At 73.9% G+C, this 14668-nt stretch carries 14 protein-coding genes and 1 pseudogene; 8 read left to right on the top strand and 7 right to left on the bottom strand.

The features are described from left to right. Positions 1-131 precede the first annotated feature (131 nt). From ABZ783_RS28265 to ABZ783_RS28255, 3 genes are all read right to left on the bottom strand, one after another. Entirely contained in the window at positions 132-1145 is a 1014-nt protein-coding gene (locus tag ABZ783_RS28265; RefSeq protein WP_357443355.1) for an ABC transporter permease subunit, read from the bottom strand. Further along, on the bottom strand, positions 1142-2152 hold the full coding sequence (locus ABZ783_RS28260; RefSeq protein ID WP_357443353.1) for an ATP-binding cassette domain-containing protein: 1011 nt from the start codon (positions 2150-2152) through the stop codon (positions 1142-1144). The genes ABZ783_RS28265 and ABZ783_RS28260 overlap by 4 nt, the downstream gene beginning before the upstream one ends. A 118-nt stretch (positions 2153-2270) precedes the next feature. Next, a complete protein-coding gene (locus ABZ783_RS28255) occupies positions 2271-3056 on the bottom strand; it encodes a DeoR/GlpR family DNA-binding transcription regulator (protein WP_073837845.1) in 786 nt (261 codons plus the stop codon). Between the two features lie 199 nt (positions 3057-3255). Between ABZ783_RS28255 and ABZ783_RS28250 the strand changes: the two genes are divergently transcribed. The 3 genes from ABZ783_RS28250 (at position 3256) to nagA (ending at position 6311) form a co-directional block, all read left to right on the top strand. Next, entirely contained in the window at positions 3256-4185 is a 930-nt protein-coding gene (locus ABZ783_RS28250) for a sugar isomerase (protein WP_357443350.1), read from the top strand. A 76-nt stretch (positions 4186-4261) separates the two neighbouring features. After that, entirely contained in the window at positions 4262-5182 is a 921-nt protein-coding gene (locus tag ABZ783_RS28245; RefSeq protein WP_357443348.1) for an ROK family protein, read from the top strand. A 19-nt stretch (positions 5183-5201) separates the two neighbouring features. Next, a complete protein-coding gene (gene nagA, locus ABZ783_RS28240) occupies positions 5202-6311 on the top strand; it encodes an N-acetylglucosamine-6-phosphate deacetylase (RefSeq protein WP_357443346.1) in 1110 nt (369 codons plus the stop codon). 32 nt (positions 6312-6343) lie between these two features. On the opposite strand, the gene ABZ783_RS28235 is transcribed toward nagA, so the two are convergent. After that, complete coding sequence (locus tag ABZ783_RS28235; RefSeq protein ID WP_357443344.1) at positions 6344-7555, bottom strand: DUF4032 domain-containing protein; 1212 nt, start codon at positions 7553-7555, stop codon at positions 6344-6346. A gap of 143 nt (positions 7556-7698) precedes the next feature. Between ABZ783_RS28235 and ABZ783_RS28230 the strand changes: the two genes are divergently transcribed. Next, entirely contained in the window at positions 7699-8436 is a 738-nt protein-coding gene (locus ABZ783_RS28230; RefSeq protein WP_357443521.1) for a phosphatase PAP2 family protein, read from the top strand. Positions 8437-8440: 4 nt separating this feature from the next. On the opposite strand, the gene ABZ783_RS28225 is transcribed toward ABZ783_RS28230, so the two are convergent. Continuing rightward, positions 8441-10219, bottom strand: coding sequence for an NAD-binding protein (locus ABZ783_RS28225; RefSeq protein ID WP_357443342.1), 1779 nt, complete (start codon positions 10217-10219; stop codon positions 8441-8443). 87 nt (positions 10220-10306) lie between these two features. On the opposite strand from ABZ783_RS28225, the gene ABZ783_RS28220 reads away from it, so the two are divergent. Then, positions 10307-10786 carry an MSMEG_6728 family protein gene (locus ABZ783_RS28220; RefSeq protein ID WP_357443340.1) on the top strand — a complete coding sequence of 160 codons (480 nt, stop codon included), beginning with the start codon at positions 10307-10309 and terminating at the stop codon, positions 10784-10786. Positions 10787-11072: 286 nt separating this feature from the next. Then, the gene (locus ABZ783_RS28215) at positions 11073-11516 is read left to right on the top strand and encodes an HNH endonuclease (protein ID WP_357443338.1); all 444 of its coding nucleotides are present in this window, start codon (positions 11073-11075) and stop codon (positions 11514-11516) included. Between the two features lie 113 nt (positions 11517-11629). On the opposite strand, the gene ABZ783_RS28210 is transcribed toward ABZ783_RS28215, so the two are convergent. Next, positions 11630-13483, bottom strand: coding sequence for a hypothetical protein (locus tag ABZ783_RS28210; protein ID WP_357443336.1), 1854 nt, complete (start codon positions 13481-13483; stop codon positions 11630-11632). On the opposite strand from ABZ783_RS28210, the gene ABZ783_RS28205 reads away from it, so the two are divergent. Beyond that, positions 13484-13645, top strand: a complete 162-nt coding sequence (locus tag ABZ783_RS28205) for a hypothetical protein (protein WP_357443334.1) — start codon at positions 13484-13486, stop codon at positions 13643-13645. Between the two features lie 96 nt (positions 13646-13741). Here ABZ783_RS28205 and ABZ783_RS28200 read toward each other — a convergent pair whose 3' ends face one another. Then, complete coding sequence (locus ABZ783_RS28200; RefSeq protein WP_357443332.1) at positions 13742-14509, bottom strand: enoyl-CoA hydratase/isomerase family protein; 768 nt, start codon at positions 14507-14509, stop codon at positions 13742-13744. A gap of 62 nt (positions 14510-14571) precedes the next feature. Between ABZ783_RS28200 and ABZ783_RS28195 the strand changes: the two are divergent. Further along, positions 14572-14668 (top strand): annotated as a pseudogene (locus ABZ783_RS28195) (transcriptional regulator); the annotation flags it as partial.

Raw genomic sequence — 14668 nt, 5'->3', positions numbered from 1 at the left:
GGCGCTCCTCGGGAGGCGGGCGGCCGGCACGGCGACCGCCGGCCGGGGGGACCCCAGCGTAACCAGGGCCCGCCCCGGCCGCATCGGACGCGGGGTCCGCGCCGGCCGGCGCCGCGGACACCGGCCGGCGGTCAGGAGATGTCCCGCCGGCGCATCATCCAGAACGCGCCGACCAGCACCACCGCGAAGCCCAGGCCGAACACCAGGGCCGAGTCCTGCCAGGTGATCAGCAGTTCAGCGGGTTTGCACTCACCCTTGGTGAACTCGCACGCGTCGTAGTCGAACAGCTGCACCTGTTTCATGAACCACGCCTGCGCGTACGTGGAGAGGACGAACCGGTCGCCGAACGCAACCCCGAGGACGCCGACCGCGATGCGGATGGCGACCTCGCTGATCGCGAAGACCGCCACGGCGGCGCCGAGCGCCATCGCGGTGTGCCGGCCGAGCGAGGCCAGCGCGAAGGCGACCGCGCCGACCGCCAGGACGAGCCCGACCGCCCGCAGGCCGTCGAGTCCGATCGAGCGCCAGACCCCGGCGGTCACCTCGGCGGTGGTCCCCTTGTAGGTGCCGATCAGCCAGAAGGCCAGCGTCCAGAACGCGCCGAGCACGACGCTCACCCCGAGCACCGTGGTCAGCAGCGCGGCCAGCTTGGTGCCCAGCACGGCGAGCCGTTTCGGCCGCCAGAGCAGCAGGTTCATCATCCCGCCGGTGCTCCACTCGGCCCCGACGAAGGAGGCGCCGACAATGAACGCGAAGAGCGCCACCGCGCCGGCGAACACGGCGATGAACATGGGGAACTCGGCCCGGAAGTCGAACTGGTAGGGCAGGTTCCACTTCGGGTCGAACATCTCCGGCTGCGGCTGCCACTGACGACCGCAGTCCGGTCCGTAGCGATCCTCGGTCTTCTCGCCACGCGCGGCAGCGGCGTCGCACTCGGTGACGGACCGCTCCCAGTCCTTGACCGCCTGCCGGTAGTCGGCGTCCGCCTTCGCCTGCGCTTCGGCAACGACGGCCGGGGAAAGCTTGTGGCTGGAGAAGCTGAAGGCGGTGGCCACCCCGGCCAGCCCGAGCAGCAGCAGGACCAGCAGCAGCCGGGTGAGCCGGCGCTTGGAAAGGCGGCGCAGTTCCGTGACGTACAGGCTCATGCGCCCCAACCTCCTCCGGCGCCGGCGGAGCCCGGCTCACCGACCTTCGTGGACTGGTCGACCTGCCGGTGCTGGCCGGGAACCGGCGCGGTGGCGGTCAGTTCGAGGAAGACGCTCTCCAGGTCGACCGCGACCGGCGTCAGCTCGCTGACGTACAGGCCCTGCTCGGCGAGGAGGCGGCTGACCGTGGCCGGCTTGTCGACGCCGGTGAGCAGCAGGTGGTCCGGTTCCGCGGCGCTCACCCGGATGCCGGCCCGGGTTAGCGCGTCGGCGGCCTGCGGCAGGTCGGTGACCGCCTCCAGCCGCACCCGTACGGTGCCCTGCGAGTGGGCGGCGAGCACCTGCTCGACCGGCCCGAACGCGACCCGCCGGCCCAGCGAGATGATGGTGACCGAGTCGCAGATGAGCTGGATCTCGCCGAGGATGTGGCTGGAGAGCACCACGGTCATCCCCGCGGCGGCCAGGTCCCGCATCAGGCTGCGCATCTCCCGGATGCCGCCCGGGTCGAGGCCGTTGGCGGGCTCGTCCAGGATCAGCAGCTTCGGGTTCTTGAGCAGCGCCGAGGCGACCGCCAGCCGCTGCTTCATGCCCAGTGAATAGGTCTTGACCCGCTCGCCGGCCCGGTCCCGGAGCCCGACCAGCTCCAGCACCTCGTCGACCCGTTGCCGCGGCAGCTCGCCCGCCTGGGCGAGCAGGCCGAGGGTGTCCCGGGCCGAGAAGTGCGGGAAGAACTGCGGACTCTCCACGATGGCCCCGACCTGACCGGCCACGGCTGGCAGCGCCTGCGGCAGCTCGTGGCCGAGGATGGCCATCCGGCCGTCGTTGGGCCGGATGAGGCCGAGCAGCGTACGCAGGGTGGTGGTCTTGCCCGAACCGTTCGGGCCCAGGAAGCCGTGCACCTGCCCGGCCTCGACCCGCATGTCGAAGCCGTCGAGCGCGTGTCGCACTCCGCGTTTGCGGCTCCGGTACGTCTTGCGGAGACCCTCGATCTCCAGGACAGCCGACAAGCTGACCTCCCCCGATGTATAGGTGACAGCGCACACCATACTTGGTATGCAGCCGGCTGCAATACCGGGTATGCACGACTCGCTCAACCGAGTTGTCGAGAGGGGCTTTCCCGGCCGGTCAGGCGCAGATGACCTGCACCCCGGCGTCCCGGAACGCCTGCACCACGGCGGGCGCCGCGCCGGAGTCGGTGACCAGCGTCTCCACCCGGTCCACCGGGCAGATCCGGGCGAAGGCGTGACCGCCCAGCTTGGACGAGTCGGCGATCACCACCACCCGCTTGGCCCGGGCCACCATGAGGCTGTTCATCGCCGCCTCACCCTCGTGATGGGCGGCGGCGCCGAGCTGCGGGTCGATCGCGTCCACGCCGAGCAGCGCGACGTCCAGGGTCACCTCGCGCAGCAGCGCCCCGCCCAGCGGGCCGACCAGCTCGAACGACTTCGGCCGGACGACGCCGCCGGCCACCACCACCTTCATCCGGGAGCGGACCAGCAGCTCGTTGGCGATGTTCAGGGCGTTGGTGACCACGGTGAGCTGGGCGCCCTCGGCGCTGGTGTTGAGGTCCGGCCGGACGGCGAGGGCCCGGGCCACCTCGGTGCTGGTCGTGCCGCCGTTCAGGCCGACCACGGTGCCCGGGGACACCAGCGCGGCGGCGGCCGCCCCGATCCGCTGCTTCTCGGCCGAGTGCTTGGCGGTCTTGTAGCGCAGCGGCAGGTCGTACGACACCCCGTTGGCGACCGCCCCGCCCCGGGTACGCGTGATCATCTGCTGCTGGGCGAGCTGGTCGAAGTCACGCCGGATGGTGGCCTGGGAGACGTCCAGGCGCTCGGCCGCCTCCTCGACGCTGACCCGGCCGCTGTCGGTCAGCATCTCGAGCAGGGCGTTCCATCGGGCGTACCGGTCCACCTCGGGGGCCTCCCCTGACTCTGCACGAACGGTGATTGATTGCGTGCACAGTAGTGCGCGAAACTACCAAGGCGCAAAACCCTGACCTGCGCAATCTGGGAGGCGGTTGCCACAGCCACCCCGGTTCGCGCAGAATGACGCGCGAAAGGCGGCCATAACGCGCCGTATTGCGCAAGGTCTCCCTTGGCGAGGAGTTGTCATGGCGTACGTGCACGCGGAGATCGCGAGCCAGCCCGACTGCTGGCGGGAGGCCGCGCGGCTCGTCCCGGCGGTCGCCGACCGCCTGCCGCGCCCCGGCGAGCGGGTCGCCGTCGTCGGTTGCGGCACGTCGTGGTTCATGGGGACGGCGTACGCCGGGCTGCGCGAGCGCGCCGGCCAGGGCGAGACCGACGCCTTCCAGGCCAGCGAGTTCCCCGCCGGCCGCCGCTACGACCGGCTCATCGCCATCACCCGCTCCGGCACCACGACCGAGGTGCTGAACCTGCTCGCCGCGCTGCGCGGCCAGCTTCCCACCACGGTCCTGGTCGGCGACCCGGCCTCCCCGGCGGTCGAGCTGGCCGACGCCGCGGTGACCATGCCCTTCGCCGACGAGCGCTCGGTCGTGCAGACCCGGTTCGCCACCACCGCGCTCGCGCTGCTCCGCGCCCACCTCGGCGAAGACCTGGGCCGACTGGCCGCCGACGCCGAGGTGGCCGTCCGGGCCCCGCTGCCGCTCGACCCGGCCCAGGTCGAGCAGGTCACCTTCCTCGGGCGCGGCTGGACGGTCGGGCTGGCCCAGGAGGCCGCGCTGAAGTGCCGCGAGGCGGCCACCTTCTGGGCCGAGGCGTACCCGGCGATGGACTACCGGCACGGCCCCATCTCGATCGCCGCCCCGGGCCGGCTGGTCTGGGCGTTCGGCGGGATCCCCGACGGGCTGCCCGAAGACGTCGCGGCCACCGGCGCCACCTTCGTGCACAGCCGTACCCACGGCTGCCACACGGTGCTGACCAGCTGGGCGGCCGGACGTACCCCGGTCGACCCGATGGCCGACCTGATCCTCGCCCAGCGCTTCGCCGTCGCGCTGGCCACCAGCCGCGGCCTCGACCCGGACGCCCCCCGCCACCTGACCCGCTCCGTGGTGCTCGCATGAGCGAGCGCCAGCGAGCGAATCATCAACTCAGTGCGTTGGTGGCTCACGGCGTCGGCGAGCGAAGCGAGACGACGGCGTGAGCTCAGGCGACGAGGTCGTCGTCGCGCTGGACGTGGGCGGCACCGGGATGAAGTGCGCCCTGGTCCGCCCCGACGGCCGGACCGTGCACGCCGAACGGCACGCCACCGAGGCGGCGCGCGGCCCCGAGGCGGTGATCGGGACGATCCTCGACGTCGCCGAGGGACTGGCCGGCAAGGCCTCCGCCGCGGGACTGACCCCGGTGGCCTGCGGAATCGCCGTACCCGGGGTGGTCGACGAGGCCCGCGGGGTCGCGGTCTGGTCGGCAAACGTGGGCTTCCGGGACGTACCGCTGCGGGAGCTGGCGCAGGCCCGGCTCGGCCTGCCGACGGCGCTCGGCCACGACGTGCGGGCGGGCGGCCTGGCGGAGGCCCGCCTCGGCGCCGGCCGCGACGGCGGCCACGTGCTCTTCGTCGCGATCGGCACCGGCATCGCCGCCGCCCACGTGGTCGACGGGTCGGCCGCCGTCGGCGCGCACGGCGCCGCCGGGGAGATCGGCCACATCCTGGTACGCCCCGACGGCCCGCGCTGCGGCTGCGGCCGCCCGGGCTGCCTGGAGGCGGTGGCGTCGGCCTCGGCCATCGGCCGCCGGTACGCCGAGCTGTCCGGTGCCCCGACCACGGCGGCCGAGGTGGCGGACCGAGCGGCGGCCGGTGAACCGCTGGCCGGCCGGGTCTGGCGGGAGGCGGTCGAGGCGCTCGCCGACGGGCTCGCCACCGCCCAGGCGCTCTTCGACGTCGAGACGATCGTGATCGGCGGCGGGCTGGCCCAGGCCGGGCCCCGACTGCTCGACCCGCTGCGCGGGGCGCTACGCGAACGGCTGACCTTCCACCGGGAGCCGCGCCTGGTCGCGGCCGCCCTCGGCGACGAGGCCGGCTGCCTCGGCGCCGCCCTGCTCGCCCTGGACGCCCGACCCTGACCGTGGAGAAGGAGAGCCGATGACCCTGCGCGTGACCGGCAAGGTGGTGACCCCGACCGGCGTGACCCGGCAGGGCTGCGTCGAGATCGTGGGTGACCGGATCCGGGCCGTCGCCGAGTACCCGTCGGTGCGCGACGGGCACTGGATCGTGCCGGGCTTCGTGGACATGCACACCCACGGCGGGGGCGGGCACACCTTCACCACCGGCGACGTCGAGTCGGCCCGCGAGGCCGCCGCGTTCCACCTGCGGCACGGCACCACCACCCTGCTGGCCAGCCTGGTCAGCTCCCCGTTCTCGTTGATGCGGGAGGCGACCACCGCGTACCGGCCGCTGGTCGAGTCCGGCGTGCTGGCCGGCGTCCACTTCGAGGGGCCGTACCTGTCGGCGGACCGCTGCGGCGCGCAGAACCCGGAGTTCCTCCGCGACCCGTCCACGGACGAGCTGGCGGAACTGATCGAGCTGGGCGGCGGCGCGGTCCGCATGGTCACCCTGGCCCCGGAGCGGGACGGTGCGCTGGAGGCGATCAAGCTGCTCGCCTCGCGCGGCGTGGTGGCCGCGATCGGGCACACGGACGCCACCTGGGAGCAGACCCGGGCCGCCGTGGCCGCCGGCGCGAGCGTCGGCACCCACCTGTTCAACGGGATGCGCCCGGTGCACCACCGGGAACCCGGACCGGTGATCGCCCTGCTCGAGGCGCCGAACGTGGTCTGCGAGCTGGTCGCCGACGGGGTGCACCTGCACGACGGCATGCTCGCCTTCGCCACCTCGGTGGCCGGCGCGGAGCGGGCTGCCCTGATCACCGACGCGATGGCCGCCGCCGGCATGCCCGACGGCGACTACGAGCTGGGCGGGCAGGCGGTCACCGTGTCCGGCGGGGTGGCCCGGCTGAGCCGGGACGGCGCGATCGCCGGCAGCACCCTGACCATGGACGCCGCCCTGCGGCACGCCATCGCGGCGGGCATCGCCGTGCCGGACGCCTGCCGGATGGTCGCCACCACCCCGGCCCGGGCGATCGGCCTGGGTGACCAGATCGGTGCGCTCCAGCCCGGGCTCCGGGCCGACCTCGTCGTGCTCGACGACGACTTCAACGTGGTCCGGGTGATGCGCGGCGGCGCCTGGGTGGAGTGACGCCGCGGGCCGCGGCGCGGGGCGTAGCGGCGTCAGCCGGCGGTGGGGACCTCGACGCCGAGCACGGCCTGCTCGTCCGGGCGGTGCACCAGCACGTCCGACAGGTACGACTGCACCGCGTGGCGCATGCCGACGTCCCGGCCGGCCCGCTCGGACAGCAGCCACTTGTGCTCGATGATCTGGGTGAACAGCTCCTGCGGCTCCAGCTTGCTGCGCAGGTGCGCCGGCACCGCCCGAACCACCGGCTCGAACACCTCGGTCAGCCAGCGGTGGGCCGCCTGCTGCTCGTCGGTCAGGTCACTCTCCACCCGGTAGGCGTCCAGGTCGTTGAGGAGCTTGCGGGCCTGGTTCTCCTCGGCGTCCAGGCCGGTGAGGCGGAGCAGCCGCCGGGTGTGGTAGCCGACGTCGACCACCTTCGGTCGGACCAGGTACCGCCCGTCGTCGGCGGTGGACATGGCCACCTCGGCGACGTCGAAGCCCAGCTCGTTGAGGCGGCGGATCCGCCCCTCGATGTCGTGCCGGGCGTCCCGCTCGATCTGCTGCTCGTAGGTGATCTCGTGCCACAGCCGCTCGTACCGCTGCACGACCTCCTCGCAGACCATCTCCGGGTCGATCGACTCGTGCAGCAGCCCGGCGGCCTGCAGGTCCAGCGCCTCGCCGAAGATGTTGACCCGGGCGATCTCCAGGTCCTCGCCGCGCTGCCCGTTGGAGAGCGAGCGGTGCAACGCCCCGGTCTCGGCGTCCACCAGGTACGCGGCGAACGCCCCGGCGTCCCGCCGGAACAGGGTGTTGGACAGCGAGCAGTCGCCCCAGAAGAAGCCGGTCAGGTGCATCCGGACCAGCAGCACCGCCAGCGCGTCGAGCAGCCGGTTCATGGTCTCCGGCCGCAGCGTCCGGGAGAAGAGCGCCCGGTACGGCAGGGAGAACTGGAGGTGCCGGGTGATCAGCACCGGGTCCAGCGGCTGGCCGTCGTCGCCCTGCCGGTCCGCCACGATCGCGACCGCCTCGACCGACGGGAAGTCGATCCGCTCCAGGGCCCGGAGCAGGTCGTACTCCCGCTCGGCGACCCGCTCGCCGGTCTCCTTCACCGCGTAGACGTAATCGCCGAGCCGGACGAAGCGGACGATGTGCCGCGAGATGCCCTGCGGCAGCGCGACCAGGTGCTGGGCAGGCCACTCCTCCAGCGGGGTCGACCAGGGGAGGTCGAGCAGCGCCGGGTCGACGAGGGCCGAGGTGATGCGCACGGCGACAAGTGTGACGCTTCCCCCGGTGCGGCGCTTCCCATCGTGGGCCGGCCCACAGCCGCGCCGCCCGCCCGCGCCCGGGCGACGTGGGCAGCGGCCGGTAGCGTGGTCGCGTGCGGGAGACCACGGGAGTACGCGAGAAGCTGCGGCTCCGGCCCGTCCGGCCGGCTGGCTGGGGGTGGGACGGACTGCTGCTCGCCGCCCTGGTGGCGCTGACCGTGACACTCGCCACCGGCCACCTCCTCGGGGTGGACCGGGCGGTCGCCGACTGGGCCGCGGACCACCGCCCCACCGCCGCCCGATGGACCGCCATGCTCCTCAACCTGCTGGGTCAGGGCACCCCGCTGACGCTGCTCGCGGCCGGGCTGGGGGTGCTGGTGGCGATCCGGCTCCGCTCGGTCCGCCCGGTGCTGCCACCGGTCGCCGGGTTCGTGCTGACCTACCTGACCGTCGGGCCGTTGAAGGTGTGGACCGCGCGGCCGGCGCCGAGCGCCAGCGTCAAGGAGCCGTTCCTGCCGCCGGACCAGACATTGCCGCTGTTCCAGCACGACCTGCCGGTGCGCTTCGCCCAGTCGTACCCGTCGGGGCACGTGGCCAACGCGATCGTCTGGTACGGCGTGCTCGCCCTGCTCCTGGCGCCGCTGCTGCGCACCGTCGGCCGAACCGTCCCGCCCCGGCTGGTCACCGTGGTCCGGGTGCTGCCGCCGCTCATCGTGCTCTGCACGACCACGTACCTCGGCTGGCACTGGCTGACCGACTCGGTCGCCGGGCTGCTGCTCGGCCTGCTGCTGGACCGGCTGCTGCACCGGGCGCCCTGGGACAGCCTGCCGTTACCCCGGGCGCTGCGGAGGTGGGACCGCCCGGTCATCTCGGCCTCGTAGCCGGTCACTCCTCCGGCTGACGCGGCACCGGGGTGCCCGGCGGCTCGGGCGGGAGCGGAGTGGTCTCCCGGAGCAGGGCGCTCAGCCCGGCGCGCCGGGCCACCACGGTCAACCGGTCCCCCGCGTTGATCACCATCCGCGGGTCGGCGGACCACTCGGTGCGCTGCCCGGCGCGGGTGTACGCGAGCAGCCGCACCTCGCCGGGGCGGGCCACCGCGGCGAGGGGGCGGCCGTCCAGCGACGAACCCGCCATGACCGGCACGTCGGTGACCAGCAGCGCGTGCCGGTCGACCGGGATGGTGGCGATCACCGCGCGGTCCAGCAGCGCCGCCGCGAACGCGGGCGCGGCCAGGTACGACACGCTGCGGGAGATGCCGATGCCGAACGCCTGCTGGATCCGCTCGGCGAAGTCGCCGTCGAAGAGTCGCAGCACCACCCGCAGATCGGGGTCGAGGCTGCGGGCGTTCAGCGCGGCGCGCAGGTTGGCGCCGTCGTCGGTGGAGACCACCACCAGCGCCTGGCAGGTCGCCACCGAGGCGGCCCGCAGCGTTTCCTCCTCGCCGGCGTCCCCGACGATCAGCGGCACCCCGAGCCGGTGCGCGAGCGCCGCGCCCCGGGCGTCCGGGTTGCGGTCGATGGCGACCACCTCGACCCCGAAGTCGTGCAGTTGGGCCATCACCCGGGTGCCGATGTTGCCCAGCCCGACCACCACCACATGGCCCGTACGGTCGGGTTGGATCCGGCCGTTGTGCAGGGCGAGCCGGGCGTTGACGATGCCGTCGACCACGGCGGCCGTGATGAGCGGGATCAGCGCCAGCCCGGCCAGGGTGAGCACCACCTGCATGATCTGGGCGGCGACGCTCTTGCCGAGGTCCGGGTCCTGCCCGCTCAACGAGGTGACCAGGGTGAGGTAGAGGGCGTCGGACCAGTTCACGTGCGCGGCGCCGGAGTTCAGCCAGCCGAGGACCGCGATCATCGCGAGCAGCACCAGCACCGCCACGCCGATCTTGCGGGTGGCGAAGCTGCGGACCGCGCGGAGCAGCACCACGGCGGGCTGCCGGCGCCGCCGGGCCCGGACCAGCCGGCGGGCGGCCAGCTCGGCACCGGCCGGCTGCCCGGTCGCCTCGGCCAGCACCACGTCGGCCGCCGCCTCATCGGCGGGCAGCACCCGGATCAGCTCGGGGTCGGTGGTGACGGCCAGCCCGGTGAGCACGTCCTGCGGGCGTACGTCGGCGCGGCGGGCCACGTAGAGGGTGCGTCCGGCGTGCCGGAAATGGGTGGGGGCCAGCTCGCCGAGCGCGGCCGCGACGAACGCCGGGGCGGCCATCGAGGCGTCGGAGAGCAGCGCCGAGTCGGGGAAGAGCTGCCGCAGGCCGTTGGCGAGACTGGTGTTGAACATGCGTACCACCAGGCGGAGCCGGGGCTCGACCTCCCGGGCGCAGAGCGCGGCGTGCATGTTGCCCACGTCGTCCTGGTGCAGCAGGGCCAGCCCGTCCGCGCCAGCCAGCCCGGCCCGGCGGAAGGCGGCCTCGTCGAGCCGGTCGGCCAGGACCACCTGGACGCCCTCGATGTCCCGGCCGTCGGGCCCCTCGGAGCGGCGGCGCTCGGGCACGATCAGCGTGACCCGGATCTGCCCGGTGGGCGAGTCGGTGGCGAGCAACGACCGGACCACCCAGTACGCCAGCGGGTCGGAACCGCAGACCACGTAGTGCGGACGGACCTCGCCGTTCATCCGGAGCCGCCAGCCGGCGCGGCGTGCGCGGTCGCGCAGGGGGTCGGCCATGCCCGGATCGTAGTCACCCGCTCGCGGTGCGCGCAGCCCCATGATCGTGAACGCATGGCGTCCCGGGGTACGGGTAGATGGAGCGCCATGCAGACGTTCCTCCCGTACCCGGATTTTCTGGCGAGCGCCCGGACGCTGGACCAGAAGCGGCTGGGCAAGCAGCGGGTGGAGGCCATCCAGGTGCTGCGCGGGCTGACCTGGCCGACCTACGGCTGGCGCAACCACCCCGCGGTGAAGATGTGGGCCGGGTACGAGGAGGCGCTGACCCGGTACGGGCTGGACGTGTGCGCCGTGTGGGGCGAGCCGGGGCGGGCGGACACCTGCGCGGCCACGCTGACCACGGACCTCGCCACCGCCTGCGGCGTCACCACCGTCCGTACCCAGCTGGAGCTGGCCGAGGCCGGGGAACTGCCGCCCTGGCTGGGCCGGGAGGACCTGCACCGCAGCCACCGGTCGTCGCTGCTGCGCAAGGACCCGGCGCACTACGGCCCCCAGTTCGCCGACGTCCCGCCCGACCTCGAGTACGTCTGGCCCCCGTCGGATCGTGAGCGCCGCTGTCTGAGCTGAGGGAGGGCTGGGCCGCTGGCCGCGCCAGGGATCGAAATGCGTTGCCCGCCTTTCCGGCCCCGATCTACCGTGAGCGCGCAAGGTCAACCACCGCTCCGGGAGCCGTCGATGTCGCTGCCACACCGCACCACCGTGCCGTCGTGGCTGCTCAACGTCGGTTGCCGAGCCGAAGGTCCCCGCCCGGGGTGGCCCGACTGACGCGTGCGCCCGTACGCGCCACAGCCGCCCCGTCGCCAGGACCGGGCGGCTTTTTGCTGCCCGCCACCGATCGTGAAGGGAGAGCCCGGTGGACGCCGTCCTCGTTGTCAACGCCGACCTCGGCCCGCTGCACCGGGTCACCGTCCAGCACGCGATCCGGATGCTCTGCCGTCGGGTCGCCGAGATCCACGAGGCCGAGCCGGACCAGGTGATCGGGATCTTCCCGGTCCCCCGGGTGGTCCGCCTGGTCCGGTACGTGGTCACCCGCTGGCGGTTCAGCGCCGGTCCGGCCTGGTCGCGTGGCGGGGTGCTGCGCCGCGACGGCCGGCGCTGCGCGTACTGCGACGCCCCGGCCAGCACGATCGACCACCTCCTGCCCCGCTCGCGCGGGGGCCGGAACACCTGGAAGAACACCACCGCCGCCTGCTACGAGTGCAACCAGCGCAAGGGCGACCGGACGCCGGCCGAGGCGGGCATGCCGCTGCGGCGCGAGCCGGTGACGCCGACCTGGGCGGCGCTCGCGGGGCGGTGACGGGCCGGCCGGCGGGCACAGGGGGTCGCGTCGGGGGTACGCCTCCGGCGCGGCGCCCGCCGGTCCCGGGGACGAGCGGGGGTGCAGGGCGATCGCCCCGCACCCCCGCGCGGTCAGTTGACGGTGACCGAGAACGAACGCCAGCCGGACGAGGTGCCGTCGGCGTACGTCACCGAGAACCAGAAGTAGGTCCAGCCCGACGCGGTCGGGGTGAAGGTGACCCGGCCCTTCCCGTCGGCGTCCAGCGCGACCGTCTGGTGGGCGCTGTTCTGGGTGGTGAACCAGGTGACCCCGGTCGCGTCCTTGCTGACCTGCGGCGTCACGGTGAACAGGCCGGGCACGCCGACCCCGCCGCCCGAGCCGTCGATCGGGTAGACCCCGTCCGACGTGATCACCGGAGCGTCGTCGACGTACTGGGTGGTCTCCGTCTGGTACAGCACCTCGCCGGAGGCGCTGCGGCCGGCGTACGCGATGGTGTGCGAACCGCCCTTGAGCGGGCCGAGGACCGGCTGCGCCACGCCCTGCGCGTCCACCGCGACCGACTTCTCGTCGCCCCCGTCCACCCGGTAGGTGATGGTGGTGATGCCGTTGCCCGGCTGGGTGCCGAACCGCATCGTCACCAGGATCCCGGTGCCGGACGGGTCCGGCTCCTGCTTCGCCGACCAGGCGGTGACCGTGAGGTCGCGCACCTTGAAGGTGTACGCACGCACCGGCGAGCTGTTGCCGGCCCGGTCCATGCTCGCCACGTAGAGGGTCTGCTCACCCGCGCTGCGGGGCCGCCACTGGATGGTCGCCGCGCCGCCGAGCTGGTCCGCGGGCACCTGGTTGTACATGTTCCACTGGCTGTCGCCGTAGCGGAAGCTGACCACGTCCGGCGCGCCGTTCGCGGTGAAGAGGAAGGTGCCGGTCACGTCGCGGCCACCGGTCGGGTTGGCGGGGTTCTCCGGGTACTCCGGAGAGGCGACGGTCGGCACCGCCGGGGCGGTGCGGTCGACGGTGAACGGGCATGGGTCGCTCCACGGCGACCAGGCCCGCTCGTCGTACGTCCGGGCGTGCCAGGCGTACTCGCCGTCGGGCAGGCTGCCGACCGGCACATCGCCCACGCCGCTGAGCCCGTCGCCCCCACTCGAGATGCTGGTCCGCATGGCGGTGGTCGCCGACGGGTCGGCGAGCGGCCAGAACTCGAACTCGGGGGTCAGCCGGTCGCCCGGGTCCCGGTCCCGGTCCGTCATGTCGGCGTACGCGCTGAACGGGTACCCGGCGAAGTACGCCGGGCCGCAGGGCCGGTCGGTGTTGCCGTTGTAGAGCTTCGTCGGCTTGAGCGGAGCGGTGTTCTTCAGCTCCACCTCGAACCGGAACTCGTTGGTCTCCAGCCACCGGCCGTACGCGACGTCACCCTCGTACTTCTTGGGGACCCGCAGCTCGGCGGTGAACTTCTGCTCGCCCCGGGTCAGCGCATCGGCGAGGGCGGTGGTCAGGTTCCAGGTCGTCCGCCAGGAGGTGCAGTCGCTGCCCTCGGCGGTGGCGGTGACCTCCTTGCCGACGGTCCTCGGCGGGCTGGACCAACTGTTGTCGCCGCCGAAGGGCGCGGTGGGCTGGGCGGTGACGGTCCGCGGCTTCGCGCAGTCGTTCGCCCGGGACTCCCGCGCCACCAGCGTCGCCGTGCTCAGCCGGCCGACGTAGATGCCGCCGACGTCGAAGGTGACATAGACGCGGGAGGTGTGGCGGGCGGACTCGTCGTCCCGCCACGAACCGACCGGGATGTCGCCGCCGCTCGGATAGAAGACGGCCGTGTCCGGAGTGGTGGAGTCGGTGTACGCCAGCAGAGAGGGCGTGAGCACGAAGTGCGGCTCGGCGGCGGCGGCCGACACGGGCGGGAGCACGACGGCCCCCAGCACCAGTGCGGCGACGGCCCCCCGCAGCGACGTGCGCCCGCGCCCCCGTGCGTCGCGGGTCTTGAGTGTCACGTGGAGGGCCTCGGCGACCAGTCGGTGAAGATCCGCTACGTGCCGAACAGCCCCTGGTTGGCCGGCTGGTACGGCGGCACCGACCGGGACTCGGCTCAGAGCGTCCGGCTGAGCAACGGCAAGACCACCAAGATCACCATCGTCATGCCGGATCCGGCCTGACCGGCGCCGGTGGGGCGGCCCGGCCGTCCCACCGGCGCCCGGCGGCACCTCCGCCGGCCTGGTCCCGTACTCCCGCCCGGTGCTGCCCGGTGGCGGTCAGCGGCCGGCAGGCGGCGCCCAGCCGAAGCGCGGCGGCCGTCGGTCGTTGACCGCCGCCACCCCCTCGCGGGCCTCGCCGCTGGCCCGGACCTGGCCGTGCCACCAGGCGACCCGCGCGTCGTCGGCGCGCCCGTCGACGATCTCCTTGGCCGCCGCGACGGTGAGCCGGGACCGCTCGGCGGTGGCCCCGGTGACCGCCGCCACCCGGGCGGCCAGCGCGTCGGCCGGCAGCACCTCGTCGACCAGGCCGATGCGCAGCGCCCGCTCCGCGTCGACCAGCTCGCTGGTGAAGAGCAGGTGCTTGGCGGCGGACGGGCCGACCAGCCGGGCCAGCCGCCGGGTGGTCGGCGCGGGATAGACCAGCCCCAGCCGCGCCGGGGGTACGCCGAACCGGGCGTCCGCCGCGGCGAGCCGCAGGTCGCAGGCGACGGCCAGTTGGCAGCCGCCACCGACGCAGGCCCCTTCGACGGCGGCCACGGTGGGCTTGCCGAAGGCGGCCAGCCGTTCCTCGGCGGCCACCGCGATGCTGCCGTCCCCGGCCTCCAGCAGTTCGTCCAGGTCGCCGAGGTCCGCACCGGCGCAGAAGGTGCCGTCGGCGCCGGTCAGCACCAGCGCGCGCACCGCCGGATCCGCCTCCAGGCCGTCGAGCAGCACGGGGAGCTGCCGCCACATCCCAGGGGTCATCGCGTTGCGGCGGGCCGGGTTCCGGATCACCACGGTCGCCACCGGCCCGGTCACCGTGACGGTGAGCTCCGCGTCCGACATGTCTCCCCCTCCGCCGCCGGTCCGGCTGACCATAACGGCGCGGGCCCGGCGACCACCCGCGTGGGGTGAAGGCATTCGCCGACCCGGCCCGACTGCGGCTGCTCAGCCTGATCCAGTCCGCCCCGGAGGGCGAGGCGTCCGTAAGTGACCTCACCGCCC

Origin of the sequence: Micromonospora sp. NPDC047738, from assembly GCF_040642675.1 — a bacterium.
GTDB lineage: Bacteria > Actinomycetota > Actinomycetes > Mycobacteriales > Micromonosporaceae > Micromonospora.
Note: the sequence above shows the minus strand (reverse complement) of the source record. Positions and strands in the feature narration are given on the sequence as shown.

Coding starts and splice junctions, on each gene's coding strand:
- ABZ783_RS28225 (WP_357443342.1), bottom strand. CDS start 10,219: ATGGCCGACCCCCTGCGCGACCGCGCACGCCGCGCCGGCTGGCGGCTC.
- nagA (WP_357443346.1), top strand. CDS start 5,202: ATGACCCTGCGCGTGACCGGCAAGGTGGTGACCCCGACCGGCGTGACC.
- ABZ783_RS28265 (WP_357443355.1), bottom strand. CDS start 1,145: ATGAGCCTGTACGTCACGGAACTGCGCCGCCTTTCCAAGCGCCGGCTC.
- ABZ783_RS28250 (WP_357443350.1), top strand. CDS start 3,256: ATGGCGTACGTGCACGCGGAGATCGCGAGCCAGCCCGACTGCTGGCGG.
- ABZ783_RS28200 (WP_357443332.1), bottom strand. CDS start 14,509: ATGTCGGACGCGGAGCTCACCGTCACGGTGACCGGGCCGGTGGCGACC.
- ABZ783_RS28220 (WP_357443340.1), top strand. CDS start 10,307: ATGCAGACGTTCCTCCCGTACCCGGATTTTCTGGCGAGCGCCCGGACG.